The organism is Sulfuriflexus sp. (assembly GCF_032250955.1).
Classification (GTDB): Bacteria; Pseudomonadota; Gammaproteobacteria; order AKS1; family AKS1; genus Sulfuriflexus.
On the sequence record NZ_JAVVES010000043.1, the window covers coordinates 1 to 25,680 of the forward strand.

22 protein-coding genes are annotated in these 25,680 nt (G+C 56.8%); 8 read left to right on the top strand and 14 right to left on the bottom strand.

Annotation, left to right across the window (positions count from 1 at the left end; all coding sequences use genetic code 11):
- Nucleotides 1–89: 89 nt before the first annotated feature.
- Entirely contained in the window at nucleotides 90–455 is a 366-nt protein-coding gene (locus RQ738_RS08955; RefSeq protein ID WP_314164456.1) for a Rieske (2Fe-2S) protein, read from the top strand.
- Between the two features lie 26 nt (nucleotides 456–481).
- Nucleotides 482–1,156: a lipid-binding SYLF domain-containing protein gene (locus tag RQ738_RS08960; protein ID WP_314164457.1), complete on the top strand. Its 675-nt coding sequence runs from the start codon at nucleotides 482–484 to the stop codon at nucleotides 1,154–1,156.
- 201 nt (nucleotides 1,157–1,357) lie between these two features.
- Here the strand turns inward: RQ738_RS08960 and RQ738_RS08965 are convergent, their stop codons facing one another.
- Nucleotides 1,358–2,722, bottom strand: a complete 1,365-nt coding sequence (locus RQ738_RS08965; RefSeq protein WP_314164459.1) for an aminoacyl-tRNA deacylase and HDOD domain-containing protein — start codon at nucleotides 2,720–2,722, stop codon at nucleotides 1,358–1,360.
- Between the two features lie 170 nt (nucleotides 2,723–2,892).
- On the opposite strand from RQ738_RS08965, the gene RQ738_RS08970 reads away from it, so the two are divergent.
- A complete protein-coding gene (locus RQ738_RS08970; protein WP_314164460.1) occupies nucleotides 2,893–3,270 on the top strand; it encodes a response regulator in 378 nt (125 codons plus the stop codon).
- 16 nt (nucleotides 3,271–3,286) lie between these two features.
- Here RQ738_RS08970 and purD read toward each other — a convergent pair whose 3' ends face one another.
- From purD to cutA, 12 genes are all read right to left on the bottom strand, one after another.
- A complete protein-coding gene (gene purD, locus RQ738_RS08975; protein WP_314164463.1) occupies nucleotides 3,287–4,573 on the bottom strand; it encodes a phosphoribosylamine--glycine ligase in 1,287 nt (428 codons plus the stop codon).
- Between the two features lie 122 nt (nucleotides 4,574–4,695).
- Complete coding sequence (gene purH / locus RQ738_RS08980; protein ID WP_314164466.1) at nucleotides 4,696–6,255, bottom strand: bifunctional phosphoribosylaminoimidazolecarboxamide formyltransferase/IMP cyclohydrolase; 1,560 nt, start codon at nucleotides 6,253–6,255, stop codon at nucleotides 4,696–4,698.
- Nucleotides 6,256–6,294: 39 nt separating this feature from the next.
- Complete coding sequence (gene fis / locus RQ738_RS08985; protein ID WP_314164475.1) at nucleotides 6,295–6,585, bottom strand: DNA-binding transcriptional regulator Fis; 291 nt, start codon at nucleotides 6,583–6,585, stop codon at nucleotides 6,295–6,297.
- Nucleotides 6,582–7,568, bottom strand: coding sequence for a tRNA dihydrouridine synthase DusB (gene dusB, locus RQ738_RS08990; RefSeq protein ID WP_314164482.1), 987 nt, complete (start codon nucleotides 7,566–7,568; stop codon nucleotides 6,582–6,584). The genes fis and dusB overlap by 4 nt, the downstream gene beginning before the upstream one ends.
- 128 nt (nucleotides 7,569–7,696) lie before the next feature.
- Nucleotides 7,697–8,830, bottom strand: a complete 1,134-nt coding sequence (locus RQ738_RS08995) for a DUF3426 domain-containing protein (RefSeq protein WP_314164489.1) — start codon at nucleotides 8,828–8,830, stop codon at nucleotides 7,697–7,699.
- A 54-nt stretch (nucleotides 8,831–8,884) separates the two neighbouring features.
- Nucleotides 8,885–9,769: a 50S ribosomal protein L11 methyltransferase gene (prmA, locus tag RQ738_RS09000; RefSeq protein WP_314164491.1), complete on the bottom strand. Its 885-nt coding sequence runs from the start codon at nucleotides 9,767–9,769 to the stop codon at nucleotides 8,885–8,887.
- Nucleotides 9,770–9,990: 221 nt separating this feature from the next.
- Nucleotides 9,991–11,331 carry an acetyl-CoA carboxylase biotin carboxylase subunit gene (accC, locus tag RQ738_RS09005; protein ID WP_314164492.1) on the bottom strand — a complete coding sequence of 447 codons (1,341 nt, stop codon included), beginning with the start codon at nucleotides 11,329–11,331 and terminating at the stop codon, nucleotides 9,991–9,993.
- Nucleotides 11,332–11,390: 59 nt separating this feature from the next.
- Nucleotides 11,391–11,834, bottom strand: a complete 444-nt coding sequence (accB, locus tag RQ738_RS09010) for an acetyl-CoA carboxylase biotin carboxyl carrier protein (protein WP_314164493.1) — start codon at nucleotides 11,832–11,834, stop codon at nucleotides 11,391–11,393.
- A 29-nt stretch (nucleotides 11,835–11,863) separates the two neighbouring features.
- Entirely contained in the window at nucleotides 11,864–12,301 is a 438-nt protein-coding gene (aroQ, locus tag RQ738_RS09015; RefSeq protein ID WP_314164495.1) for a type II 3-dehydroquinate dehydratase, read from the bottom strand.
- 449 nt (nucleotides 12,302–12,750) lie between these two features.
- Nucleotides 12,751–13,293, bottom strand: a complete 543-nt coding sequence (locus RQ738_RS09020; protein WP_314164496.1) for a TlpA disulfide reductase family protein — start codon at nucleotides 13,291–13,293, stop codon at nucleotides 12,751–12,753.
- 162 nt (nucleotides 13,294–13,455) lie between these two features.
- Complete coding sequence (locus RQ738_RS09025; RefSeq protein ID WP_314164497.1) at nucleotides 13,456–15,723, bottom strand: protein-disulfide reductase DsbD; 2,268 nt, start codon at nucleotides 15,721–15,723, stop codon at nucleotides 13,456–13,458.
- A gap of 12 nt (nucleotides 15,724–15,735) precedes the next feature.
- Nucleotides 15,736–16,086 (bottom strand): divalent-cation tolerance protein CutA, encoded by a 351-nt coding sequence (gene cutA / locus RQ738_RS09030; protein WP_314164498.1) that lies wholly within the window; start codon nucleotides 16,084–16,086, stop codon nucleotides 15,736–15,738.
- A 112-nt stretch (nucleotides 16,087–16,198) separates the two neighbouring features.
- Between cutA and RQ738_RS09035 the strand changes: the two genes are divergently transcribed.
- From RQ738_RS09035 to RQ738_RS09050, 4 genes are all read left to right on the top strand, one after another.
- The gene (locus RQ738_RS09035) at nucleotides 16,199–16,642 is read left to right on the top strand and encodes an FxsA family protein (RefSeq protein WP_314164500.1); all 444 of its coding nucleotides are present in this window, start codon (nucleotides 16,199–16,201) and stop codon (nucleotides 16,640–16,642) included.
- A gap of 348 nt (nucleotides 16,643–16,990) precedes the next feature.
- The gene (locus tag RQ738_RS09040) at nucleotides 16,991–17,281 is read left to right on the top strand and encodes a co-chaperone GroES (RefSeq protein ID WP_314164503.1); all 291 of its coding nucleotides are present in this window, start codon (nucleotides 16,991–16,993) and stop codon (nucleotides 17,279–17,281) included.
- A 44-nt stretch (nucleotides 17,282–17,325) separates the two neighbouring features.
- Nucleotides 17,326–18,975, top strand: coding sequence for a chaperonin GroEL (groL, locus tag RQ738_RS09045; protein ID WP_314164508.1), 1,650 nt, complete (start codon nucleotides 17,326–17,328; stop codon nucleotides 18,973–18,975).
- 746 nt (nucleotides 18,976–19,721) lie between these two features.
- On the top strand, nucleotides 19,722–21,206 hold the full coding sequence (locus RQ738_RS09050; RefSeq protein WP_314164512.1) for a porin: 1,485 nt from the start codon (nucleotides 19,722–19,724) through the stop codon (nucleotides 21,204–21,206).
- A gap of 91 nt (nucleotides 21,207–21,297) precedes the next feature.
- Here the strand turns inward: RQ738_RS09050 and RQ738_RS09055 are convergent, their stop codons facing one another.
- On the bottom strand, nucleotides 21,298–22,491 hold the full coding sequence (locus tag RQ738_RS09055) for a PilT/PilU family type 4a pilus ATPase (protein WP_314164515.1): 1,194 nt from the start codon (nucleotides 22,489–22,491) through the stop codon (nucleotides 21,298–21,300).
- A gap of 119 nt (nucleotides 22,492–22,610) precedes the next feature.
- Here RQ738_RS09055 and glnE point away from each other — a divergent pair, with 119 nt between their 5' ends.
- Nucleotides 22,611–25,529: a bifunctional [glutamate--ammonia ligase]-adenylyl-L-tyrosine phosphorylase/[glutamate--ammonia-ligase] adenylyltransferase gene (glnE, locus tag RQ738_RS09060; protein WP_314164516.1), complete on the top strand. Its 2,919-nt coding sequence runs from the start codon at nucleotides 22,611–22,613 to the stop codon at nucleotides 25,527–25,529.
- The last annotated feature ends 151 nt before the right edge of the window (nucleotides 25,530–25,680 follow it).

Below are 25,680 nucleotides of genomic sequence, written 5' to 3' on the forward strand. Positions count from 1 at the left end.
GAAATCGCCTTATATCACGCGCTTGGAGCGCTACCTGCCCCGAAAACTACCCATGAATTTTTCTGACGAGGCATATTAGTGAATAGAGGATGTCGGTTATCGCTAACAACAAGCGGCGTATTTGCCGCCTGGCAGAAATTGAAGATGGTGGCGCACGGGGTTTCGACGTTGCTGACGGCGAAACAGTCATTTCGCTGCTGATTGTCCGCCAGGGCAAGCAGGTCTATGCTTACTGCAACAGCTGCCCGCATACCGGCGTGAACCTGGAGTGGTTACCGGATCAGTTTCTCGACAGCGGTGCGCGATACATCCAGTGCGCCATGCATGGTGCACGGTTTCGTATTGACGACGGGTTATGTGTCAGTGGCCCGTGTACGGGAGATAGCTTGCAGCGGATAGCGGTTAATCTGCAGGGCGGCGAGATCGTTTGCACCCTGCCAATGCCGGTATTGTAATGCAGTCAACGAAGGGCAAGATATTTATGAAACGTTTATTGTTCCTGCTACTGGCACTGACATGCCTGGCACCGCGCGTCCATGCTGATGATACCAATGACCTGGTCGAGGATGCCGAGTTTGTCATCAAAACCCTGCTCGAAGATTCCAGGCAGAGTGCCTTCCGTTCCATGCTGGCAGAGGCATACGGCGTCATGATCATACCGTCCTATGTCAAGGCCGGCCTGGTGTGGGGTGGGGCTGGAGGCACTGGTGTCCTGCTTTCGCATGACCGGGAGAAAGGTGAATGGAGCGCACCGGTATTTTATAGCCTTGCCTCCGCCAGTGTCGGCTTGCAGATCGGTGTTTCGTCTTCAGAGGTCGTGATGGTGATCATGAACCAGCGCGGTCTCCGTGCCATGATGAAGAACAAGGTCAAACTCGGTGCCGATCTGAGTGTCGCGGCGGGTCCTGTGGGCATGCGCGGTGAAACGGCCACCTCGGGTAACCTCGTCGCGGATATTTATTCCTATGCCCGCAGCCGGGGCCTGTTTGCCGGGGTCTCCCTGGAAGGCGGCATCGTCCGTTTGAATAACACGCACAACAAAAAATACTATCTGGACGACTTCAATGCTGAACAGATCCTGTTGAAACACCAGGGCGCAGTAAAGTATGCACCGAGCCTGCGGGCGGTACTTGCCAGGGCGGGGAAAAGCGATTGATGATTTAGGAATGATGATTGATGAATTAAAAAGCATTCACCGCAAAGGCCGCGAGCTTACGCAAATTTTTTGTAAGTCGGGTTAGCTATCGGAGATAGCGTAAGCCGACGTGCCCATGTATGGCCAAGCATTGAACCTGATAAATAATGGATGAGTATCAACCGTTCATCAATCATCATTCCTAAATCATCAATCGCTTTCCTATCCCGCCATTTGCCGGGCGAGGCCGTCCAGCTCATCGCCGTGGCCAATGATTTCCTCTGCCGTCTGGCATGCCCGTTCAGCACTGATGCCGAGGTTTTCAAGCAGGGCCCCGGGTAATTCATCGCTGTCCGCATCGCCCATGTGGTAACGGTGCAGCAATCGGTTCGCCAACAGGATCAGCTGCGCATGGAGGTCATCGTGGTGGTGCACATTTCGCTGTTCGAGCAGGGCCCCGTCGAGGTAGTCCGGCATCGCCCAGAAGCGCATCAGCCAGCTACCGACGATAGCCGGGGTGGTCGCGAAACGTTGTTCAAAACCGTGCCAGTTGGATATTTCCGGCTGCAACTCCAGCTCCCTGTTGAGCTCTTTGTATTCGGTACTGAAAAGGTGCCCGAGCAGGGCGTAGCCGATGTTATGCAACAGCCCGGCGAGTTGTGCCGTGCCGGGTTCCGGTTGTCGGCTTACCGGCAGCTGTTTGCCGAGGGCCTCGCACAGACTGGCGCAAAAGACCGCATCGCGAAACAGCCGTTGCTGACCTGCAACGCCTTCTTTCGGACCCCTGAAGATCTCGGCAGTGCTCAGTCCGAGGGCGATATTGAGTGCCGACTCGAAGCCAAGTACGCGGGTAATGGCATCGTCAAGTGTCTTGAGGGTGCCACGGTAGGCATACAGGGCGGAGCCGGCAATATGCATGAGCTGGGTAGCAAGCAGGGGATCGACCTCGATGACACGGGCGAGATCCTGCACCCGGCTGTGAGGTCGGTTGCGGTGCTTGAGTAGTTCACGCGTCGTGGCCGGTATAGCGGGCAGGGAATTCATCGTGGTCAGTCGTTGCTGCAGGTAAACGGGCAGGCCTGCGGGGGCATCGTCCTGGTTTGCATGGCCAGCAGCCAGCGGGTGACTGAAGCTCAGACCATGCATGGCATTTTCCTGCAGACCGAAGAAGGTATCGGCATCCATCTTGATCAGCTTGTCGTTTGTCCCCACCGGGAAATAAATAATCTCCTGTTCGGCAAGGGCACTGTCGACAATGCACTCAAGAGGGGCAAAGGGGCTGAACGGTGGCAGTTGTTCGATGCCGGCATCAAGAAACAAGGTCTCATGACTGCCTGGATTGACTGGCTGGAGATGGCGCTGCAGCTGTTCATTGACTGTTTGCAGGTTGATGCAGTGCGAAGCGGGAAAGGTGACCAGCAAGAGGCCATCGTCGTCGCTTAACAACAGGCTGCGGGCAACGGATGCCGGATCAATCGCGGCGTTCACGGCCGCCTGCAAAAGTGAATCTGCAGGCGGGTGGCTGAGAATCTCACCGTCGAATTTTTCGGTGAGCAGGTACCTTCCGATGTTTTGCACGATTTGCATACATATTCCATTTAATCAAAGAGTTGTGTTGTTATAGCTGGAATCTTTGGTGTACACTGGTATCGGTCTTGGGTCAGGAAACTTTAACCCAAAAAAAACAATAAGAATATGTTTCAAGGGAGTGAGGCAATGGATGGGTAGTTGGTTATATGACTGAAAATGGTTTGAAAATGGCAAAACTGCTCGTGGTGGATGATGATGATTCATTCCGTTTGTTTCTTGAAGAACTACTTGGCCGTACCGGCTACGAAGTCCTGTCGGCAGCGGATGGCACGCACGCGATTGAGCTGGCCACCCGGGAGATACCTGATCTGATCATCCTCGATGTCATGATGCCGGATATGAGTGGCGGCATGACGGCACACCATCTCTCGGAAAACATCACCACCAAGGACATTCCTATCATTTTCCTGACGAGTATTATTTCCGAGGAACAGGAGATGATGGTGGATAACAAGGATGGCAGTTACCAGTTTCTTGCCAAACCGATCCGCGCCGAGCGCCTGCTTGAAGAAGTGGAAAAGGCCCTGCAGGGCGATCCCGAGTAGTTACTTGCCCGTAGTCTCAGGCCTGTTCGCGGCGAATGGCGCGATGGCCGATGTCCCGGCGACAATACATACCTTCCCACGTGATTGTATCGACCAGCCTGTAGGTGGACTGTTGCGCCTCGGCGACGCTGTTACCCAGGGCGCAGACACAGAGGACACGGCCGCCGTTGGTGACAACCTGGCCATCTCTGAGCAGGGTGCCGGCATGAAAGACTTTCTCACCGCTGGTTTCCTGTTGCGGCAGGCCATGGATGACATCCCCCTTCTTGTAGCTGTCCGGGTAACCGCCGGCGGCGAGGACGACGCCAACCGAGGCGCGCGGGTCCCATTCGGCCGTGACCGTATCGAGCTTGCCATCGAGTGCCGCCTCGACCAGCTCGATCAGGTCTGATTTCAGGCGCAGCATAATCGGCTGGGTCTCGGGGTCACCAAAGCGGCAGTTGTATTCGAGCACCTTGCTACTGCCGTCCTCGGCCACCATCAAGCCGGCGTACAGGAAGCCGGTGTAGGGCATGCCTTCAGCAGCCAGGCCCCGCACAGTCGGTTCGATGACCTCGCGCATGACCCGGGCCTCGATCTCAGGTGTCAGAACCGGGGCTGGCGAGTAGGCCCCCATGCCGCCCGTATTCGGGCCGGTATCGCCGTCATCGCGGGCCTTGTGATCCTGCGAGGTGGCCATCGGCAGGATGTGTTCGCCATCGACCATGACAATAAAGCTGGCCTCTTCACCGGCGAGAAAGTCCTCGATGACCACGCGGTGACCGGCGTCGCCGAAGGCATTGCCGGCGAGCATGTCATTGACGGCGGCAATGGCCTGTTGTTCGGTCTGGGCGACGATCACGCCCTTGCCGGCAGCCAGGCCGTCAGCCTTGACCACAATCGGCGCGCCCTGTGCCTTGATATAGGAGATAGCCGGTTCGACTTCGGTAAAGGTCTGGTAGGCGGCACTCGGAATATTGTGGCGGGCAAAGAAGTCCTTGCTGAAGCTTTTCGACCCTTCCAGTTGCGAGGGGGCCTTATGCGGGCCAAAGCAGCGCAGGCCGGCGGCCTCGAAGGCATCGACGACACCGATGACGAGCGGGGCCTCCGGGCCGATGATGGTCAGGGCAATGTCGTTGCTTTTGGCAAAGGCAATCAGCGCATCGATCGCCTCGACATCAATGGCGACATTCTCCACGCGCGGTTCCAGCGCGGTACCGGCATTGCCGGGGGCGACAAAGACCTTTTCGACCCTCGGTGACTGTGCCACCTTCCACGCCAGGGCGTGTTCACGACCCCCACCACCAACAATCAAAACCTTCATTGCAAGATACCTGTAATAATTCGTTTAACGTAGAGAGCGAAGACCACCGAGTAAGGATATTGATGAATGCGGATTGATGATTGATGAATGGAAATTACCAGTCGATCATCAATCATAAATCATCAATGTCTAAAGTGCCGCATGCCGGTGAAGACCATGGCGATGTCATGTTCGTCGGCGGCGGCAATGACTTCATCATCACGCATCGAGCCGCCAGGCTGAATCACGGCGCGCACGCCCACCGAGGCGGCCTGGTCGAGTCCGTCACGGAACGGGAAGAAGGCGTCCGAGGCCATGACCGAACCCTTCACATCAAGGCCTGCCTGCTCGGCCTTGATGGCGGCGATGCGTGCCGAGTTGACGCGGCTCATCTGGCCGGCACCGACACCGATGGTCATGTTGTTGCGGCCATAGACGATGGCGTTCGATTTCACGAACTTGGCGACCTTCCAGCTGAACAGCAGGTCGAGCATTTCCTGTTCGCCGGGCGCACGCTTGCTGACGACCTTCAGATCATCATAGAGGGCGAGATCGGCATCCTGTACCAGCAGGCCACCGTTGACGCGCTTGTAATCAAAACGTGCGGCCGCTTCGTTCGACCACTGGCCACATTCGAGCAAACGGACATTCTTCTTGCCGGCGACAATCTCGCTTGCCTCGGCGCTGACACTCGGGGCGATGATGACCTCGACAAACTGGCGCTCGACAATGGCCCTGGCGGTGTCGGCATCGAGTGGCTGATTAAAGGCAATGATGCCGCCGAAGGCGGATTCGGGGTCGGTGCTGTAGGCGCGGTCATAGGCCTCGAGCAGAGACTCGCCGAGGGCGACGCCACACGGGTTGGCATGCTTGACGATGACACAGGCCGGGCCGTCGCTGTATTGCTTGACACACTCGAGCGCGGCATCGGTATCACCGATGTTGTTATAGGAGAGTTCCTTACCCTGCAGTTGCCGGGCGGTACTGATGCTGGCCTCCTTGCCGCCGGCCTCGACATAGAAGGCGGCTGACTGGTGTGGGTTCTCGCCGTAACGCATGGCCTGCACCTTCTGGAATTGCAGGTTACAGGTGCGCGGAAAGCCGGGCTCGCCACTCTCGGTACGTTCGCCGAGGTAGTTGGCGATGGCGCCATCGTAGTGTGAGGTATGCTCAAAGACCTTTACGGCCAGGTCAAAACGCGTTGCCTCGCTGACGGCGCCGTTGCTGGCGGCCATCTCCTCGAGCACGCGGGCATAGTCATCGGCGTTGACGATGACGGTGACATCTTTGTGGTTCTTGGCCGCGGAGCGCAGCATGGTCGGACCACCAATGTCGATGTTCTCGATTGCCATCGGCAGGTCACAATCCGGGCGGGCAACGGTTGCCTGGAACGGGTACAGGTTGACGACCACCATGTCGATCGGCGGGATGTCATGTTCATTCATGACCGCATCATCAATGCCACGCCGCCCGAGCAGGCCACCGTGGACCTTCGGGTGCAGGGTCTTGACGCGGCCATCCATCATCTCCGGGAAGCCGGTGTAGTCGGAGACCTCGATGACGGCGATGCCGTTATCGGCGAGCAGCTTCGCGGTGCCACCGGTGGAGAGAATTTCAACGCCCGAATCGCTCAGGGATTGGGCAAATTCAACAATGCCGGTTTTGTCAGAGACACTGATCAGGGCACGACGGATAGCAGACATGGAAGACCTCGGAAGCAAAGAATGTAAAAGCGGTGAGTATTAATCGAAATTGTACTGTTTCATTTTCTTGCGCAGGGTACCGCGGTTGAGGCCGAGGATCACCGCGGCGCGGCTCTGGTTGCTGCGCGTGTAATCGAGTACGGCGCGCAACAGTGGCTCTTCCATTTCCTGCAGGACCAGTTGATAAAGATCATCCGGTTCATGACCGTCGAGGTGGCGGAAATATTCCTCAAGGGCGGTGGCAATACATTCGCGTAACGGGCGGTGGCTCTTCTCGGCACTGACCTGAAAGGCGGTCTCGGGCACGGCGGCTTCGGCAGTAGAGTTCATGCGGCAAGTTCCTGTTTGTCGATGAGCCTGGCAAAGAACTCATTGACCATGTTGAGTTGATCATCAACCGTTTCGACACGGTTAACAGCCTGGCGGAACGCGGCACCATGACTCTGGCCCTTGCTGTACCAGGAGATGTGCTTGCGCGCCATGCGTACGCCGGTGTATTCACCGTAGAAGGCGTACAGGTTACCCAGGTGTTCCAGCAGGATATCGCGAACCTCGACGAGGCCGGGTTCGGCCAGCAGGGTGCCGGTAGTCAGGTAGTGATCGATCTCGCGAAAGATCCACGGCCGGCCCTGGGCGGCACGACCGATCATAACGGCGTCGGCGCCGGTATAGTCGAACACATGTTTGGCCTTTTCAGGCGTGCTGATGTCGCCGTTGGCGATCACCGGAATGGCGATGCGGCTTTTGACCTCGGCGATGGTGTCATACTCGGCGTCGCCCTTGTAGGCATCGGCGCGGGTACGGCCATGAATGGCCAGCGCCTGGATCCCGGCCTGTTCGGCGAGGCGGGCGATATTGACCGCATTGCGGTTGTCGCGGTCCCAGCCGGTGCGGATCTTCAGGGTCACCGGGATATCCACGGCGTCCACCACCGCGGCGAGGATCTCCGCCACCAGGCTCTCATTCTGCAGCAAGGCCGAGCCAGCCATGACATTACAGACCTTCTTTGCCGGGCAACCCATGTTGATATCGATGATCTGGGCGCCGTTATCGGCATTGTGCCGCGCGGCCTCGGCCATCATGGCGGGTTCGGCACCGGCGATCTGGACTGACTTCGGATCGGTTTCGCCATCATGGTTGGCGCGGCGGCGGGTCTTTTCGCTGCCCCAGAGCAGGGAGTTCGAGGTCACCATTTCGGAGACGGCCATACCGGCACCGAGCCGCTTGCACAACTGCCGGAACGGGCGATCGGTGACGCCGGCCATCGGGGCGACGACGAGTCGATTACTGATGTGGTAAGGCCCGATCTGCATGTTGTTGGGTTGCCGTCCGAAATCAAATTTTTTATTTAAGGAGTATCCCCTGGAGGGAACGGCCGATCATACCTGCTTCGCCCCGGCAGGCAAAGTGTCAAAATACCAAAGCCTGCGTTATTAGGATCTTATCGCAGCTCGAAGTCGAAACTGACCGCCTGGCTGCCGGGATCGACGAGTTCCAGCGACAGGTTGATGTCGGTATTGACGGGCATACCGGCGCTGATTTTTACATCATCCGGCAGGTATTCTGCGGGCAGAAAGTCGCGACCGAGCAGCGCACGGCCCTCGAGGTCCTTGAATTGCAGACGCAGAACGGGATAGGCCTGCCGGAAACCGGCCCGGTTTTGCATACTGGCCTTGACCAGCAGGGCGTTGCTTTGCCCCGGATGACTGCGGACTTCGCTGCGGGTGAGGACGATCTTGTCGAGCTCGCGTCGCTGGGCGATGGCACAGTCAAAGACGGCGCAGAAATCGTTCATCAGCAGGTACAGCTCCGGTTGCCGGGCAAGGGTGTCACGCAGGGCATAGGTGCCCTGCAGGAGAAAGATCACCAGCAGGGCGATAATCACCAGGCTATAGAGGCTGGTATGCCGGGGGCGTTCAATCTCCGCTGAGGCGGCCAGTTCCGGGTAAAGCCGCCGGGCATCAAAGCGCTCGACAAGTAACGGAATGGCATCATCCGGGTCAGGCATGTCTGCCCATTCACGGGATGATGGCGGCGCTTCTTCCGGATCTGGTGAGCTGTCGATATCCCCTGCGGCAGGTTGTGTTGCATCGGCGTCGGCAGGGTCGACACGGTAATATTCTTCATTGGCCGCGTAGTTACCCAACCATGCTGTCCCGGTTCCTGGCGAGGAGCGGGTTACCAGAGCCGCTATGGAGTTGACCTCCTGGCCGGCTTCTATCGCAGGGTTCGCCTCAACCTCGGATGATGCGGGTTCCGGGGGGGCGGGCTCCCGGGTCGCCGTATCAAAGATGTCGAAGGAGGATATGTCGAGTTCTGTCGGTTCGATCTCTGCATAGAATGCCGCCGGGACATCGAGTTCGTCGATCTCCAGTTCGACGGCGAATAGGTCCTCGCCAGCCTCGAACTCGGGGATGCTGATGTCTTCTTCTATCGGGGGTGGCGTATCGAGTGAGTGTTCACTAGCAACAAATACCTGTCGACACTCGCCGCAGCGTACGCGGCCGCCGGCCAGCGCGAGTTGCTCTTCGCTGACACGGAATGCAGTGCGGCATTGTGGGCATCGGGTTTGCATTACGTCTCGACGATAGCACTAATGAGCGAGCCTGCCATAGTGATCAATGCCCAATTATAATCTTCTGGTTCCGCTCAGCCGGATCCAGTCTCCTTCGGTGACCGGTTCGTCCATGTCACAGTAAACGGCATAGGCCGCGCGTACCGCTGCCGCCTGCGCCTGCAGGATGCCAGAGAGGGCAATCAGGCCACCCGGGCGCAGCGCTGCGCACAGGCGTGGCGCCAGTTCAACAAGTGGGCCGGCGAGGATGTTGGCCAGTACAACGTCAAAACGTTCGTCAGCCTTGAGGGTATCAGGCAGGCCGGTGACGATCAGCTCACTGACGCCGTTGCGTTCGGCATTGTTGCGCGTGGCGAGCAGGGCCTGCGGGTCAATGTCGATGGCGGTAACCCGTTTTGCGCCTAGCTTGGCCGCGGCGATAGCGAGGATGCCGGAACCACAGCCGTAATCGAGCACGGTCTTGTCCTGCATGGCCTGGGCATCCAGCCAGGCCATGCACAGGGCCGTGGTCGGGTGGGTGCCGGTGCCGAAGGCCAGGCCCGGGTCGAGCAGGATGTTCACGGCATCCGCTTGCGGCGGTTCGCACCAGCTCGGCACGATCCAGATCCGCTCACCGAAGCGCATCGGCCGGTAGTCGTCCATCCAGACGCGCGACCAGTCCTTGTCCTCGAGAGGCTCAAGACGCTGTGTGGCGAGAATGGCTCCAGGTAATTGTTTCGCGAGTTGCCGGCGCAGGGCCGCGGTATCGATGTCGGCCTCGAACAGGCCGGTGGCCTCGAGTTCGGCCCACATGGGAGTCTCACCCGGGCCGGGTTCAAACAGCGGCTGGTCCTCGGCATCGACGAGCGTCACCGCCTGGGCACCGGCCGCCTCAAGCGCCGCGGTCACTGCCTCGGCGTGCTCATTATCGGTGCGAAGTGTAAATTTAAGCCAGGGCATATTTATAATTGATGATTTATGAATGATGATTGATGAACGGGGTAAGCAAACTGCATGACATCAAGCACCAGTGTCTTTACTATGCCGCTAGCAAAAATGTGATGAGTAAGAATTCGGATTGATGATGGCATATCGATAATTGAAAAGTAGCTGATATCACCACGTTAGTGCGATGTTTGTGAAATCATCAATCATCAATCATCATTCATAAATCATCAATCCTATAGTCCTAGCTTTTTCTCGAGGAAGTGAATATTCGTGCCGCCTGCCTGGAAGGCGCTGTCGGCGAGAATCTCGAGTTGCAGTGGCGCATTGGTCTTGATGCCGTCGACGACCAGTTCGCTCAGGGCACCACGCATGCGGGCGATGGCGATCTCGCGGGTGTCACCATGGGTGATGATCTTGGCGATCATCGAGTCGTAATTCGGTGGCACGCGGTAGCCGTTATAAATATGCGAATCAACGCGCACGCCAGGCCCGCCCGGGGCATGGTAGTTGTTGATCGTGCCTGGTGAGGGCATGAAGGTTTTCGGGTCTTCGGCATTGATACGGCACTCGATGGCATGCCCGCGCAGCACAATGTCTTCCTGCTTGTAAGACAGTGGCTCACCGGCGGCGATGCGGATTTGTTCTTTGACAATATCCACACCGGTGATCATTTCCGTGACCGGGTGTTCGACCTGCACACGCGTGTTCATTTCAATAAAGTAGAACTCACCATTCTCGAACAGAAACTCGAAGGTGCCGGCACCGAGGTAACCGGTCTTGCGGCAGGCCTCGGCACAACGTTCGCCGATGAACTTGCGCTGTTCCGGGGTAATGCCCGGGCCGGGGGCTTCTTCGACAACCTTCTGGTGACGACGTTGCATGGAGCAGTCACGCTCCCCGAGGTGAATGGCGTTGCCATGGGAGTCGGACAGGATCTGAATCTCGATGTGGCGCGGGTCACCGAGGAATTTTTCCATGTAGACGATATCATTGTTAAACGCGCTACGGGCCTCGCTGCGGGTCAGGGAGATCGCATTCAATAACGCGGCCTCGCTGTGGACGACGCGCATGCCGCGACCACCACCGCCACCGGCGGCCTTGATAATCACCGGATAGCCGATCTTGCGGGCAACCTCGAGGACATTGCTATCGTCCTCGGTGATCGGGCCATCGGAGCCAGGCACACAGGGGATACCGGCGGCCTTCATGGTCTCGATGGCAGAGATCTTGTCACCCATGGTGCGGATCGAGTGTGCCTTCGGGCCGATGAAGGTAAAGCCGCTTTGTTCAACACGTTCGGCAAAGTCGGCGTTCTCGGCAAGGAAACCATAACCCGGATGAATGGCCATGGCATCGGTTACCTCGGCGGCACTGATGATCGCCGGCACATTCAGGTAGCTGTCGGTTGATGGCGGCGGGCCGATACAGACGGCCTCATCGGCAAGACGGACGTGTTTCAGGTCGCGGTCGGCGGAGGAATACACGGCGACGGTTTTAATGCCCATTTCACGGCAGGCGCGCAGGATACGCAGGGCGATCTCCCCGCGGTTGGCGATAACGATTTTTTCAAACATAGGATTCGGGTCACTCTTGCTGGCGGCAACGGTTACAGATAGAAGAAAGCCGCCAAGTTTTACTCAATGATGAACAGTGGCTCGTCGTATTCGACAGGCTGGCCGTTCTCGGCGACAACGGCCTTGATGACGCCGGCCTTGTCGGCCTCGATCTGGTTCAGGATCTTCATCGCCTCAATGATGCACAGGGTGTCGCCGACATTAACGCTCTGACCAACCTGCACAAACTCGGCGGCACCCGGTGACGGGGCGCGGTAGAAGGTTCCCACCATGGGCGACTTGACCTGGTGACCCGCCGGTAAGCTGGAGACCTCATTGGCGGCCGGTGCCGCTGGTTCGTTAGCGGGGGCAGCAACAACAGGGGCAGGCACCGGTGTGGCGACAGCCTGGTTGGGGCTGTAGCGGCTGATGCGTACCGATTCTTCGCCTTCCTTGATTTCAATCTCGGCGATGCCGGATTCTTCAAGTAGCTCGATGAGTTTTTTTACTTTACGAATATCCATGGTGATTCAGACTCTCAATCAAGTTTAATTTATTCCACACGGGCGATGACCGCCTGTAGTGCGAGTTCATAACCCTGCGCGCCCAGGCCGGTGATGACACCGACAGCGAGGTCCGAGAAAAAGGATTCGCGCCGGAACTCTTCCCGGGCATGGACATTGGACAGGTGTAGTTCGATGAACGGGATGCCGACACCGCTCAGGGCGTCACGCAAGGCAACGCTCGTGTGCGTAAAGGCGGCCGGGTTAATAATGATAAAGGCGACGCCTTCCTGTTGGGCCTGCTGGACGCGGTTGACAAGCTCATGTTCGGCATTGCTTTGCAGGCAGTCTAGCTCATGGCCCGCCTGGCTGGCCTGTGCCTGGAGACGGGCCTCGATATCGGCCAGCGTGGTGGCACCATAGATGGCCGGCTCGCGGGTGCCGAGCAGGTTTAGATTGGGGCCGTTCAGGAGTAGTAGTTTTGCCATGTCCAGGGTTATTCTTGAAATAGCTGCATGTTCGACGAAAATGCCTGCATATTCATGCAGGAAAATAATGTGATATTTCTACGTGTATTGTGCAGGATAAGAGGGGAGTTGTCCAGTTTCGTGCACGTTTTCTGAATTTAGGCTAAAATCGCTCTCATTTCTCGACAAAGTTCACAAAACAGGGTTGCAGTTTTTTTTGCACCGAGTTGGTAACGCAAAGGTCGCTGGCTCATAGAACGCTTTCAGCGTTCATTATGAGTACTCCACCTGGTACTGGGTCAGGGCAAGACGCGAAGGGCGCAAAGCATTTTATGAATAAATGCTTTCATATTAACGTTGATACTTGGAGTAGCAAACAGGTTATAAAATGATATTTTACTTTTTACCTTCCTCCGCGATCTTTGCGTCTCTGCGATCTCTGCGTTAATTTCCAGAGGACTAATCGATGCCTAGAGTAGTTTTTTGATCTCGGTCTCGGCCTCGTGTTTTTCCAGTTCACCCCGACGGGTGAAGGCGATCTTGCCCTCGCGGTCGACGATCACGGTATACGGCAGGGCACCAAAGCGATTGCCGTACTGCTTGCCAACCTCGATAGCGGCCAGGTCGCCGAGGAGCATCGGGTAATTCACCCCATAGGTATCCATGAAGTCCTTGACCTTGTCGGCATCGTCGATAGCGACACCGATAAACTGCAGGCCCTGGTCGGCAAACTTGTCCTGTAATTCGATAAAGGCGGGCATCTCCTTGCGACAGGGCGGGCACCAGGTTGCCCAGAAGTTAATGACCAGCACTTTGCCATCCCATTCCCCTATATTGTGTTCGCTGCCACTGGTATCCGGCAGGGCAAACCCGGGGCGCTGACTCCCGATAACACTGGTGCTGACAACGGTCCTGACTTTTACATTTTCAGTTTCAGTATTTGTTTTGTCATCACCACATGCGGTGAGCAAGAAGGCTGCCAGGCCAAGACCAATGATGCCGAATTTATTCACGTTTACTTCCTTAATGTATTTTCAGTACGTCTGAATACAATATGCCAAAAAACGTCATTCCGGCGGAGGCCGGAATCCAGTGCTTTAAAAATGGATGCCGGCCTGCGTCGGTGTGAAATGCTAAAGATCGGTCAGGATAGCTTGTAACCACCGTCGCAGGGTTTACTGCAGGGCCTTGCGGACATGTGGCACAAACTCATCTGCGGGATAGAACCCGACCATGCGGTAATTACGTTTTTCCTTGCCGTCCTCACCGAACACCAGCATCGCCGGCGGGCCGATTAGACCAAAGCGTTTCAGCATGGCCTTGTCTTCAGCATTGTTGGCGGTGACATCGGCCTTGAGCAATACCATGTCGGCGAACAGTTCCTGTACTTCAGGTTTGGAAAAGGTCGATTTTTCCATGCGGATACACTCGACACACCAGTCGGCATAAAAGTCCAGAAACACGCTCTTGCCTTCACGGCTGGCCCTGGCGATGGCCGCATCGAGTTCGGCGTTATTGCGGACCTTCGTAAAGGCCTTGTGCTCGGGCGCGGCTGTACCGGCAGTCATCGTCTGCGTAGAGCGCAGGGGTTGCAGCATGTCGGTGTTGCCGCCGGCCACGCCGATGAGCAGCATGATGCCGTAGATCATAACGACCAGGCCCAGGCCCTTCCAGAGCTTGCTCCAGCCATCGGCCTCAATGGGCAGGTGACTGAGCGCGCCCATATAAACCGCCGAGATAATGAGCAATACGGCCCACAGTGAATTGGTGATTTCAGTCGGGATGATACGCTCCAGCATCCAGATACCGACCGCCAGCAGGGCAACCCCGAAGACGGCCTTGATCGGTTTCATCCAGTCACCGGCGCGCGGCAGGATTTTGCCCGCCGAGGTACCAATGGCGATCAGTGGCGCCCCCATACCGAGGGATAAGGCAAACAGTGCCATGCCGCCAAGAACGGAATCACCGGTCTGGCCAATATAGATCAGGGCACCGGCGAGAGGTGCGGCAACACAGGGACCGACAATCAGGGCGGAAAGGAAACCCATGATGGCGACGCCAACGAGGGTGCCGCCTTCCTGCTTGTTGCTGATCTCGGTGAGCTTGCTCTGCAGGGCATTCGGTAACTGCAGGTCATAGAAACCAAACATCGACAGCGACAGGACAACGAAGATGCCAACAAAGCTGCTGATGATCCACGGGTTCTGGAAGGCCGCCTGCAGGTTCTCACCGAAGACCCCGGCCATGATCCCGCCAAAGGTGTAGGTAACTGACATGGCCAGCACGTAGACAACGGACAGGGTGAAGGCCTTGCGCGTGGTAATCCCCTCGCCCTGGCCGACAATGATGCTCGACAGGATCGGGATCATCGGGAACACGCAGGGGGTGAAAGACAACAGCAGACCAAAGCCGAAGAATGCCAGCAGGGTCAGCAGGGTGTTACCGGATTTTAATGATTCGGCAATGCTGTCCTGTTCCGTGACCGGCGCGCCAGGGGACGTCACCGCCGGCGCAACAGCCTGGATGGATGCCGCTGCCTGGGCAGCCGGTAACTCGAGGCTCACGGTTTTTTGCATCGGCGGGTAACAGATACCGGCATCCGCACAGCCCTGGAATTTGGCCGTAAAGTCAATCGTGTTGCCGGTGGCTTCGCCACGCTGTACAGGGATGTTGACCTGGACACCATGCATATAGACCTCAACCTCGCCTTCGCCGCCGCTGGGCAGGATGCCGTGGTGCATTTCCCCGGCCGGCAGGCTCGCGGTACCCAGCTGCATGCCGGTGGTATCAGTATTGAAGGCAAACTTGTCGCGGTACAGGTAATAACCCTCGGCAACCTGCCAGTCGGCAATGATATTGCCGTTCTCGCTGACATGGGCACTGAAGCGGAAGGCTTCATCAGGGGGCAGGAATTCACGTTCAGCATTACCCAGGCCAAGCTTGTCACCCAGCGTGGTCAAGGCCTGCAGGCCACCGGTCTTTTTCGCTGCCGCAGTACCGGCGGCCGGTAAATTCAACAGCACGGTTTGACGCCGTGGCGGGTAACAGACGCCGACATCCGCACAGCCTTGCGAGCCAACCGTCAGGCGCAAAGAGTTCTTGCTGGTGTCTGTGCGGGTAAGCGGTAATTTGATGGCGACCTTGTGACGATAAATCTCCAGTTCGCCCTCTGTACCATCGGCACGCAAGCCAAATTTTTTCTTGCCCGGCGGGATTTGCGGGTCGCCGAGTGCAATGCCCGGCGTTTCTGACTGGTAGTTAAACTTGTCGTGGTAAAGGTAATAACCCTCGGCGGCCTTCCATTCTATCTCGACAGTATTGGCATCGATGGCGCGGGCGTTGACACTAAAAGCCTCTTCCGGTGGCAGGAGTTCATCTTCCTCAACGGCAAAGGCCAGGTTGTTGATAAGCAGGAGGCTGAGCAGGAATAGCAGTTTTTTCATGTCCGTCTTCTTTTAAGGTTTCGGCTTGTTAGTGTTTGGTTGGCAGGCGCTGTCGACCCACTCCAGGTATGTCGGTAGCCCCACTTCTATAGGGACAGCGATCACCTCAGGAAGTTCGTAAGGATGCAATGCCTCGAGCCTTGTCTGCAGGGCCGGGTATCGTTCCCGGGTGGTTTTTATCATAAGCAGTACTTCGGTGTCCGTTTCCAGCTGGCCCTGCCAGGCATAAATCGAGGTCAGGCCCGGGACGATATTAATACAGGCAGCCAGTGCCTCTGCAACGAGGGTATTGGCCAGTTGCACCGCGACGTTATGATCCGGGCAGGTGCAGTAAACCAGCAGGTGCGCGCTGTCGGTATTCATATTAAGGAAGATACAAGATTCACCGGCCTATCACTAGTAATATCCCGGGGTGAAGTCCGCTGCGGTCGATATTTTTTTGCCCTCGTGCGCGGTCCCTAGTACCTTATATGGGATGCGTCCCGTACATATTCTATTCCTGCTCTTTCTCGCCGTCCCCTTGCTCGAGATATACCTGCTGATCGAGATAGGCTCGGTAATCGGTGCCATTCCGACGGTCTTCATGGTGGTCTTTACCGCGGTGCTCGGTGCCGCGCTCCTGCAGGCACAAGGACTCTCGACCATGCGCCGCGTGCAGGAGGCCACGGCCCAGGGCGAGCTACCGGCCATTGAAATACTGGAAGGATTCTGTCTCCTGATCGGCGGCGCGTTATTGCTAACCCCGGGTTTTTTCACCGATATTATTGGTTTCCTGTGCCTGGTTACCCCCCTGCGCCGTGCCCTTATCAAGGCCTGGTTACGCCGCCGTATGCGTCCGCCGCCCGGCCCCGGGCCGGGCCCGCGTTCCGGTGATTCCTCCCGCACGATAGAGGGTGAGTACTGGCGGGATGACGAGTAGTCCCCCAACCGCCAAGCTGGTTGGGGTATAAAAGACCGTCCGGATTCAACACGGGGTCGTACCATCTTGTTATTGATATAGGTTCTGTATACGGTCTTATCGAGGTTCATGCCCATTTTTCGGGGCGACGTACCGGGCACAGCCGTGCCATGAGATATCGGGATGGGCCGAGAGTCGCCCATCTTGCATTGTCTTTCTCAACCGGAATCCAACATTTATTCAGCCGTGCCCTTGATTTTTCACGTTTCGGCCTTATGATTAGCACTCATCGATGACGAGTGCTAACAATGCTCGCGGTAGAATATTAACCATTTGATTAATAAGTAATAATTTCAGGAGAGTTTATTCATGAACATTCGCCCTTTGCATGATCGTGTGATCGTCCGCCGTAAGGAAGAAGAGCGCACCAGCGCCGGTGGCATTGTGATCCCGGATTCCGCCGCCGAAAAACCAGCCCAGGGTGAAGTCCTGGCAGTGGGTAAAGGCAAAATTCTCGACAGCGGTGAAGTGCGCCCCCTTGATGTCAAGGTTGGCGACATCGTCATGTTTGGCAAGTTCTCAGGCAGCGAAGTGAAGGTCAACGGTGAAGACCTGCTGGTTATGCGCGAAGAAGACATCATGGGCGTGGTAGAAGGTTAAGACCGCCCCCCGAAGACAAACGAATAATCTAGAGAGGAAATAACATGTCAGCAAAAGAAGTAAAATTTGGTGATGACGCGCGCCACAGTATGGTTGCCGGTATCAATATCCTGGCGAATGCCGTTAAGGTCACCCTCGGTCCGAAGGGCCGCAATGTCGTACTGGAAAAGAGCTTCGGCTCTCCGACCGTAACAAAAGACGGCGTCTCCGTGGCCAAGGAAATCGAGCTGCAGGACAAGTTCGAGAACATGGGCGCCCAGATGGTGAAAGAAGTTGCCTCGCAGACTTCTGACGTTGCCGGTGACGGTACAACCACGGCAACCGTTCTCGCCCAGGCCATCGTTCGTGAAGGCATGAAGTCAGTGGCTGCCGGTATGAACCCGATGGACCTGAAACGCGGTATCGACAAGGCTGCTGCCGCTGCCGTTGAAGAATTGAAGAAACTTTCCAAGCCATGTGCTGATAACAAGGCCATCGCCCAGGTCGGCACCATCTCTGCCAACTCCGACGCCAATATCGGCGACATCATTGCCAAGGCAATGGACAAGGTCGGCAAGGAAGGCGTGATCACCGTCGAAGAAGGCACCAGCCTCGATAACGATCTTGACGTGGTTGAAGGTATGCAGTTCGACCGCGGTTACCTGTCACCTTACTTCGTCAACAACCAGCAGAACATGACGGCGGAAATGGAAGAACCGTACATCCTGATTTACGACAAGAAGGTCTCCAACATTCGTGAACTCTTGCCGGTACTGGAAGCCGTGGCCAAGGCCGGTCGTCCGCTGGTTATTATTGCCGAAGACGTTGAAGGCGAAGCCCTGGCGACACTGGTTGTTAACAACATGCGCGGTATCGTCAAGGTTTGTGCCGTCAAGGCCCCTGGCTTTGGTGACCGTCGCAAGGCCATGTTGCAGGATATCGCTGTTCTCACCGGTGGTACGGTGATTTCGGAAGAAATCGGTCTGTCACTGGAGAAGGCAACTCTCGAGGAACTGGGTTCCGCCAAGCGCATGGTTATCACCAAGGAAGAAACCACGGTGATTGATGGTGCCGGTGTCGCCAAGGAAATCGAAGATCGAGTTAACCAGATCCGTGCACAGATGGAAGAGACATCTTCTGATTACGACCGCGAAAAGATGCAGGAACGCGTCGCCAAACTGGCTGGCGGTGTTGCCGTGATCAAGGTCGGTGCCGCTACCGAAGTTGAAATGAAAGAAAAGAAGGCCCGTGTGGAAGATGCCCTGCATGCGACACGCGCCGCCGTGCAAGAAGGTGTGGTACCAGGTGGTGGCGTGGCCATGATACGTGCCCTGCAGGCACTCAAGGAACTGAAGGGTGACAATCATGACCAGGACGTGGGCATCAGCATCGCTCGTCGCTCCATGGAAGAGCCGTTGCGCCAGATTGTTACCAATGCCGGTGACGAGGCCTCGGTCGTGCTTAACAACGTCGAAGCCGGTGAAGGTAATTACGGTTACAACGCCGCGACGGGTGAGTATGGCGACATGATCGCGATGGGTATCCTTGACCCGACCAAGGTGACCCGTACCGCACTGCAAAATGCCGCTTCGATTGCCGGTCTGATGATCACAACCGAGTGCATGATTGCCGATGCGCCGTCAGATAATGGCGGTGGCGGTGCCCCTGATATGGGTGGCATGGGCGGTATGGGTGGCATGGGCGGCATGATGTAATTGCCCTGAACCTTCGGTACGAAGGTTAGGGTATGCATAATGATGCCGCAGGCATCTATGCGCACCACTTAAAAGCCTATTAAAAACCCTCGCCTTTTGGGCGAGGGTTTTTTATGTTTAGCGTTTGATTAGATTTACTCCTCACAGAACCTCTTCGAGGTTCATTGTGAGTACCTCACCCGTCCCGGCTCGAGGCATCCGCTGCTCATGTATTGCATATACACTGCGCTGCTCGCGAAAGTGCGCCTTGTCACACGACAAAATCCCTGACCCTGAAGGCCCCGCTAGAGATAGCGGGGCTTTTTTTATGCCTGTTTGCTGATTTTGTCGGATCAGGAGTAACAACGACGTGACCGTAGCGAAACGGAGTAAATACTTGATGAAACCCGTAGGGGTTCTGAAGTGAATCCGACACGAAACGTCAATATAGGCAAGCCTGTTTATTTCTCACGATCATCAATCCGCAATCCGGATTCCTCAACTCTTTTAGAATAAGTCTTATATTATTAAAGGCTTACATAAACAGGATTTTATTCGTCATAAGTTTTATAGACTTGAGCAAAGTATGGCCATGCTGCAGACTGCACCTCTGCAAGTTGCGGTGTGATTGCATTGCATGATTGCGGACTGCAATAGGTTACAGCAAATCGCCCGTTGCTCTGGCTAATAAAATCAATAACTTCAGAGCCTCCTGCACCTGGTTGTTGCCTTATAACAAGAAAGAAAATTCTTTTGGAGAACGGAAAATGACTACACCACTCAAGAAGGGGCTGCTGGCTATGTGCTGTGCGGCGACCCTGTTCGGTTCTGTGTCGTCCGCACAGGCCGCAAACTGGTTGATGCTGCAAGGTACAGAGCATCCAAAGATGCCCGATCACCGTCTGTTTGCCTTTGTGCAGCCTGCCTGGTCGGCCAGCACTGGCGCTGACAAGCTGGAAGGCCTTATTGGTGCGGGTGCAGCGGCAAATGGTTCCTACGCCGTACCGAATACCGTGACGCCTGACTTTGACAGGACACAATCGCTTTACATGCGTCGTGCCCGTCTGGGTGTGCGCGGTCGTCTCTCCGGGCCGCTGAAAAACAGCTTCACCGCGAAGATTAACTACTTTGGCATGCTGGCACTTGATGACGGCCTGTTCAACCAGAACCAGTTCGATACCGATCGTCGTCCTGTTTCACTCGACCATGCCAGCCTGACCTTTAACCACATTCCTGGGGCTCGTGTCCGTGTTGGTTTATTCAAAAACCCAAGCTCAGAAGAAATCTTCCAGGGCGTCAATACCATCGATTTCATCGAATTCTCCACTTTCGGTGCAACGCAGGTACTGGAAAACTTTTATAGTGGTAATACCACTCTAATCGGTAATAACCCTGCGCCTGCGGCGGGCAATGCCATTGGTACACCACAGCGAAGTGCTTACGGTTTCAGTGCCGCACGTGACTGGGGTATCCAGGTCTTCGACAGCTTCAAAGTGGCGAACAAGTCATGGGATTTGAGTTATGCCGTCAAGGTCGGGCGTGGTGAATCCATTAGCCGTGGCAGTGACAGCGATAACAACAAAGAGCTTTACCTGTATGCCTCGGCAGAAAAATTATTGCCGGGTGGCCGTGGCCCGAAGAAGAATGGTGTCAAGATGTATGCCTGGCATCAGAGTGGTGAGCGCCAGTTCTATACGGATACTACGGATAAAGAATTCGATCGAACCCGCTATGGTGTTGGCGTCAAGGGGCTTGGCAAGTTCTTTGGCTCAAAATACAAGCAGCGTTTTGCTGCCGAACTCGCATATGCAAAAGGCATGATCTTCCTCGGCCCGGTGGCAGGCGTTGCGGGGCAAACGGGTAACGGCTACGTGGGTACTGTCCAGCTTGCTACCGATGATGCCAACAAATCACGAGGCCTGCAGTTCGAGTATGGTTTTTACCTCGACAAGAACTGGCAGTTTGATATTCGTTGGGCCCGCGAACAGCGTCTGTACTCTGTTGCTACCGGCATCGACCCGGGTAATGAACGTGAACTGGATGAAACCACCCTGGGTGTCACCTATCACTTCACGCCGAAGACGCGCTTGACGTTTAACTATGGCTTCCGTGATGTGAAACAGCCAAATGATTATTCGGCTGCGTTTAACGGTGGTAATGCTGGTGCAACGGCTGGTGCAAATAATAATGTGCCGATAGTTATTGACTCAATCGGTGACCGTATTGGCCTGCAGTTAACCTGGGTTTTCTGACAGGTTGTTTTTAATGGTTTTGCAGAAGGCCCCGCTTGCGGGGCCTTCTGCATTGCAGGGCGCTTCTTCATAGAGGCGCTGTATCAAGTCTTCAGGGTTTTTCTTCTTCAGCCGGGATATCCTCCAGGCTGAACGAGGCCGCTCTGCCTGCCGGAGGCAATTCCTCTTCGGCCGGTTCATCGCTGACCAGGCTCAGGCCGGCCGCCTCCTCGCTCTCGCCCCGCTGTTCGTCGGCAAGGTTGATCTTGAGGCGCAGGTTATTGGCCGAATCGGCATTACGTATCGCCTCTTCTTCACTGATACGGCCCGCCTTGAAGAGCTCATACAGGGCCAGGTCAAAGGTCTGCATGCCGATGTTGGCGGACTTGGTCATGATCTCCTTGAGTTCACCGATTTCCCCCCGCTTGATTGTGTCACGCACCAGGGGCGTGCCCAGCAGGATCTCGATAGCGGCACAGCGTTTGCCGTCCACGGTCGGGATCAGGCGTTGTGAGATAAAGGCCTGCAGGTTCATGGACAGGTCATTCAGCAACTGGTTACGGCGTTCCTCCGGGAAGAAGTTGATAATCCGGTCCAGCGCCTGGTTGGCGTTATTTGCATGCAGGGTCGAGATAGCGAGGTGGCCGGTTTCGGCAAAGGCCAGCGCATGTTCCATGGTCTCGCGGTCCCGGATCTCACCGATCAGGATCACATCCGGCGCCTGGCGCAGGGTATTCTTGAGAGCGTCTGCATAGCTGTCGGTATCGACGCCGACTTCACGCTGGTTGACGATGCTCTTCTTGTGCTGGTGGACAAACTCGATCGGGTCTTCGATGGTAATGATGTGACCGGCGCTGTTGCTGTTGCGGTGATCAATCAGCGAGGCCAGCGAGGTCGACTTGCCGGAACCGGTGGCACCGACAAACAATACCAGACCGCGCTTGGTCATGATGATTTTTTGCATGATCGGTGGCAGCCCCAGGTCCTCAAAGTGGGGGATGTCGGTCTTGATGTTGCGGATGACCATCGACAGGTTATTGCGCTGTTTGAAGATGTTGACGCGGAAGCGGCCGACCCCGGAGATGGACAGGGCCAGGTTCATTTCCGGCTTGCTCTCGAATTCTGTAATCTGATCCTTGTCCATGATGGCGTAGGCGATGTCTTTGACATCCTGGCCGGTGAGGGTCTTTTGCTCCAGCGCCTTGAGCGAACCATGAAACTTGGCCGAAGGCGGCGCGCCCGCAGCCAGATAGAGGTCAGAGGCATCCTTCATGACCATGATCTTCAAATAGTCCTTAAACTCCATGCAAAATCTCCGTGCTGGTTAGGTTATTCCTTCTTATGACGGCCGGCTGGCAAACAGACTTTAGCTTTATATGAGTAAAGCACTTGCCCCGGGCACGGCATGACTCTTAAGCTTGCGGCATGAAGAATGATCAACTGCCGCTGTTTGCGGGTCTCCCGAAAGAAGTGTTGCCCCAGGCTGAAGCCGCCTGGGCTGCATACATACAGGCACTCGAGGTGGCGGGGCTGGCCCCACCACGTGAACCGTTTATGTGTCGGGCATTGTGCCGGGTGTTTGCGCTTAGTGACTTCGCAGCCCAGCTGTGTGCCCGCGAACCGCGGTTATTCGACGAACTATGCCGGAGTGGCGACCTGTTGCGCGCCTACCGTAATGGCGAGCAGCTACGTGCCCTGGCGCGACGGGTTATCGAGGTCGACAACGAGGCCGGCTTGCGACAGGTCTTGCGCGAATATCGCCAGCGCGAAATGCTGCGGATAAGCTTCCGCGACCTGCTGCACTGGAATGACCTGCAGCAAACCACGCATGAACTGAGCTGGTTGGCCGAGGCCTGCCTGGAGGCGGCGCTGGGGATGCTGTCACGCTGGCAACAGCAGGAACTCGGCCGACCCTGTGATGAGCAGGGCCAGACCCAGTCCCTGGTGGTGCTGGGCATGGGTAAACTGGGTGCCTGGGAACTGAATTATTCCTCGGATATCGATCTCATCTTTACCTACCCGGAAGAAGGCCTGACCCGCGGCGGGCGGATGCAGCTGGAGAACAGCGAGTACTTTACCCGTCTCGGCCGGAGGCTGATCGCTGTCCTCGATGCGGTCACGGCCGATGGCTTCGTGTTCCGGGTCGATATGCGCCTGCGTCCATTTGGCGAGAGCGGCCCGCTGGCGATGAGCTTTGATGCCTTCGAAGAGTATTACCAGACCCACGGCCGTGAGTGGGAACGCTATGCCATGATCAAGGCCCGCGTCGTCGCCGGTGACCGTGACCAGGGCGCGCGACTCACGGCGACCCTGCGACCCTTTATCTACCGGCGTTATATTGATTTCGGGGTCTTTGCCTCCCTGCGCGAGATGAAGCAGTTAATCGAGCGGCAGGTGGCGCGCAAGGGCATGGAGCATAACGTTAAACTGGGAGCCGGCGGCATCCGTGAGATTGAATTCATTGGCCAGGCCTTTCAGCTCATCCATGGCGGGCGCCGCGAGCGACTCCGGCAACGGCCGATCCTCAAGGTCCTGCAGTCGCTGGTTGATGAGGGCCTGCTGCCTGGCTACGTGGTCACTGAACTGCGGGATGCCTATATCTTTCTGCGCAATACCGAACACCGCCTGCAGATGTGGCGTGATGAACAGACTCATAACCTGCCGGTCGATGCACAGGGACAGGCACGCCTGTCGCTGGCCATGGACTGTGCCGACTGGCAGACTTTCAGCAACAAACTGGCGAGCCATCGCGAGCAGGTCGGTTCGCATTTCCGCCAGGTGTTCGCCGCGCCGCAGGGCGAGGAACAGACCGAGACCGGTAGCCACGCAGATCTGCAATACGTCTGGCAAGACAGTCTCGATGTGGCCCAGGCCGAGGAGGTTCTGCAGGAAGCTGGTTACCGCGATACCCGGGAGATGCTGCGCCGCCTGCAGGAGTTACGCGAGAGCCATGCCTGCCGGGCGCTGAGTGCACAGGGCCACAGTCGGCTGGATCGCCTTATGCCGTTGCTGCTTGGGGCCGCCGGCAGCATCAGCGACAACGCGGGGGAGGCCGATACGGCGCTGGTTCGTGTGCTCGGCCTGATTGAACAGATTGCCCGGCGTACCGCCTACCTCTCCCTGCTGGTCGAAAACCCGATTGCCCTCTCGCAACTGGTACGCCTGTGCGCGGCCAGTCCCTGGATCACCGGGCTTTTGACTAATTACCCGCTGTTGCTCGATGAACTCATCGACGTGCGCAGCCTTTACCAGTTACCGAGCCGTGAGCAATTGCTCGCCGAGTTGGAGATGCGTTTCCAGGGCATTGACGAAGGAGACCTGGAGCGGCAGATGGATATCCTGCGCCAGTTCAAGCAGGCCAACGTCCTGCGGGTCGCGGCCGCCGATGTCACGGCGAATATGCCGTTGATGCGGGTCAGCGATCACCTGACCGAGATCGCCGAGGTGATCCTGCAACGCGTGCTGGCGCTGGCCTGGCAGCACATGGTCAGGCGCCACGGCCGCCCGCCCTCGCTGTATGACGGCAAGCCCTGCGACCCCGGGTTTGCCGTGATCGGCTACGGCAAGCTCGGCGGCATCGAGCTGGGTTACGGCTCGGACCTGGATATTGTGTTCCTGCACGCCGGGGCCGAAGATGCGATGACGGATGGCAAACAACCTATTGATTCTGCAGTTTTTTTCGCCAGGCTGGCGCAGCGCATGACGCACCTGCTGAACACCCAGACGACGGCCGGTATCCTCTATGAAATCGACCTGCGCCTGCGCCCGAGCGGTGCCTCCGGCCTGCTGGTCACCAACCTTGAGGCCTTTCGCGCCTACCAGCAGGAGGATGCCTGGACCTGGGAGCACCAGGCCCTGGTTCGTGCCCGCGTTGTTGCCGGGGATGAATACCTGGCCGCCGGCTTTGCCGAGGTGCGTCGCGAGATCCTTGCCAGGCCGCGCGACAAGACCGAGCTGGTGCGTGAGGTCAGTAAGATGCGTGAGCGCATGCGCAACGAACTGGGCAGCAAAAAACCCGAAGAATTCGACCTCAAGCAGGACCTCGGTGGTATCGTCGATATTGAGTTTATGGTTCAATACGCAGTCCTGCAGTGGTCGGTTGATCACCCGCAATTGCTCGAATGGACGGACAATATCCGCTTGCTTGAGGCATTGGTCGCCACCGGTCTGCTGGCCGCGGCGGACGGGGAGAAACTGGCTGATGCCTACCGGGTCTACCGTGCCGAGGTCCATCGTTTGAAGTTACAGGCCCAGCCTGCCCGTGTGCCGGCAGACCGGTTCGCGGCGGAGCGGGAAACTGTCCGCCAGCTCTGGCAGAGCTGGCTGGGGAAAATTGATAGTTAATAGTTCACTGCTGTCCTGTTAACATAAGCCTGATAAGCCGTAAGCTTCGGATAAATAAGGTAACCAGGTTGATAGATGCGCATGAACACATGAAATTTCATCACCCTCTAATCGGCGTTATCCCTTCTCCCACAGGGATAACCAGCGCCTT

Coding starts and splice junctions, on each gene's coding strand:
- purD (WP_314164463.1), bottom strand. CDS start 4,573: ATGAAGGTTTTGATTGTTGGTGGTGGGGGTCGTGAACACGCCCTGGCG.
- RQ738_RS09025 (WP_314164497.1), bottom strand. CDS start 15,723: ATGAAAAAACTGCTATTCCTGCTCAGCCTCCTGCTTATCAACAACCTG.
- purH (WP_314164466.1), bottom strand. CDS start 6,255: ATGTCTGCTATCCGTCGTGCCCTGATCAGTGTCTCTGACAAAACCGGC.
- RQ738_RS09055 (WP_314164515.1), bottom strand. CDS start 22,491: ATGGAGTTTAAGGACTATTTGAAGATCATGGTCATGAAGGATGCCTCT.
- RQ738_RS09040 (WP_314164503.1), top strand. CDS start 16,991: ATGAACATTCGCCCTTTGCATGATCGTGTGATCGTCCGCCGTAAGGAA.
- RQ738_RS08995 (WP_314164489.1), bottom strand. CDS start 8,830: ATGCAAACCCGATGCCCACAATGCCGCACTGCATTCCGTGTCAGCGAA.
- RQ738_RS08955 (WP_314164456.1), top strand. CDS start 90: ATGTCGGTTATCGCTAACAACAAGCGGCGTATTTGCCGCCTGGCAGAA.
- aroQ (WP_314164495.1), bottom strand. CDS start 12,301: ATGGCAAAACTACTACTCCTGAACGGCCCCAATCTAAACCTGCTCGGC.
- RQ738_RS08965 (WP_314164459.1), bottom strand. CDS start 2,722: ATGCAAATCGTGCAAAACATCGGAAGGTACCTGCTCACCGAAAAATTC.
- dusB (WP_314164482.1), bottom strand. CDS start 7,568: ATGCAGATCGGGCCTTACCACATCAGTAATCGACTCGTCGTCGCCCCG.
- RQ738_RS08970 (WP_314164460.1), top strand. CDS start 2,893: ATGGCAAAACTGCTCGTGGTGGATGATGATGATTCATTCCGTTTGTTT.
- RQ738_RS08960 (WP_314164457.1), top strand. CDS start 482: ATGAAACGTTTATTGTTCCTGCTACTGGCACTGACATGCCTGGCACCG.
- groL (WP_314164508.1), top strand. CDS start 17,326: ATGTCAGCAAAAGAAGTAAAATTTGGTGATGACGCGCGCCACAGTATG.
- prmA (WP_314164491.1), bottom strand. CDS start 9,769: ATGCCCTGGCTTAAATTTACACTTCGCACCGATAATGAGCACGCCGAG.
- accC (WP_314164492.1), bottom strand. CDS start 11,331: ATGTTTGAAAAAATCGTTATCGCCAACCGCGGGGAGATCGCCCTGCGT.
- cutA (WP_314164498.1), bottom strand. CDS start 16,086: ATGAATACCGACAGCGCGCACCTGCTGGTTTACTGCACCTGCCCGGAT.
- glnE (WP_314164516.1), top strand. CDS start 22,611: ATGAAGAATGATCAACTGCCGCTGTTTGCGGGTCTCCCGAAAGAAGTG.
- fis (WP_314164475.1), bottom strand. CDS start 6,585: ATGAACTCTACTGCCGAAGCCGCCGTGCCCGAGACCGCCTTTCAGGTC.
- accB (WP_314164493.1), bottom strand. CDS start 11,834: ATGGATATTCGTAAAGTAAAAAAACTCATCGAGCTACTTGAAGAATCC.
- RQ738_RS09035 (WP_314164500.1), top strand. CDS start 16,199: ATGCGTCCCGTACATATTCTATTCCTGCTCTTTCTCGCCGTCCCCTTG.
- RQ738_RS09050 (WP_314164512.1), top strand. CDS start 19,722: ATGACTACACCACTCAAGAAGGGGCTGCTGGCTATGTGCTGTGCGGCG.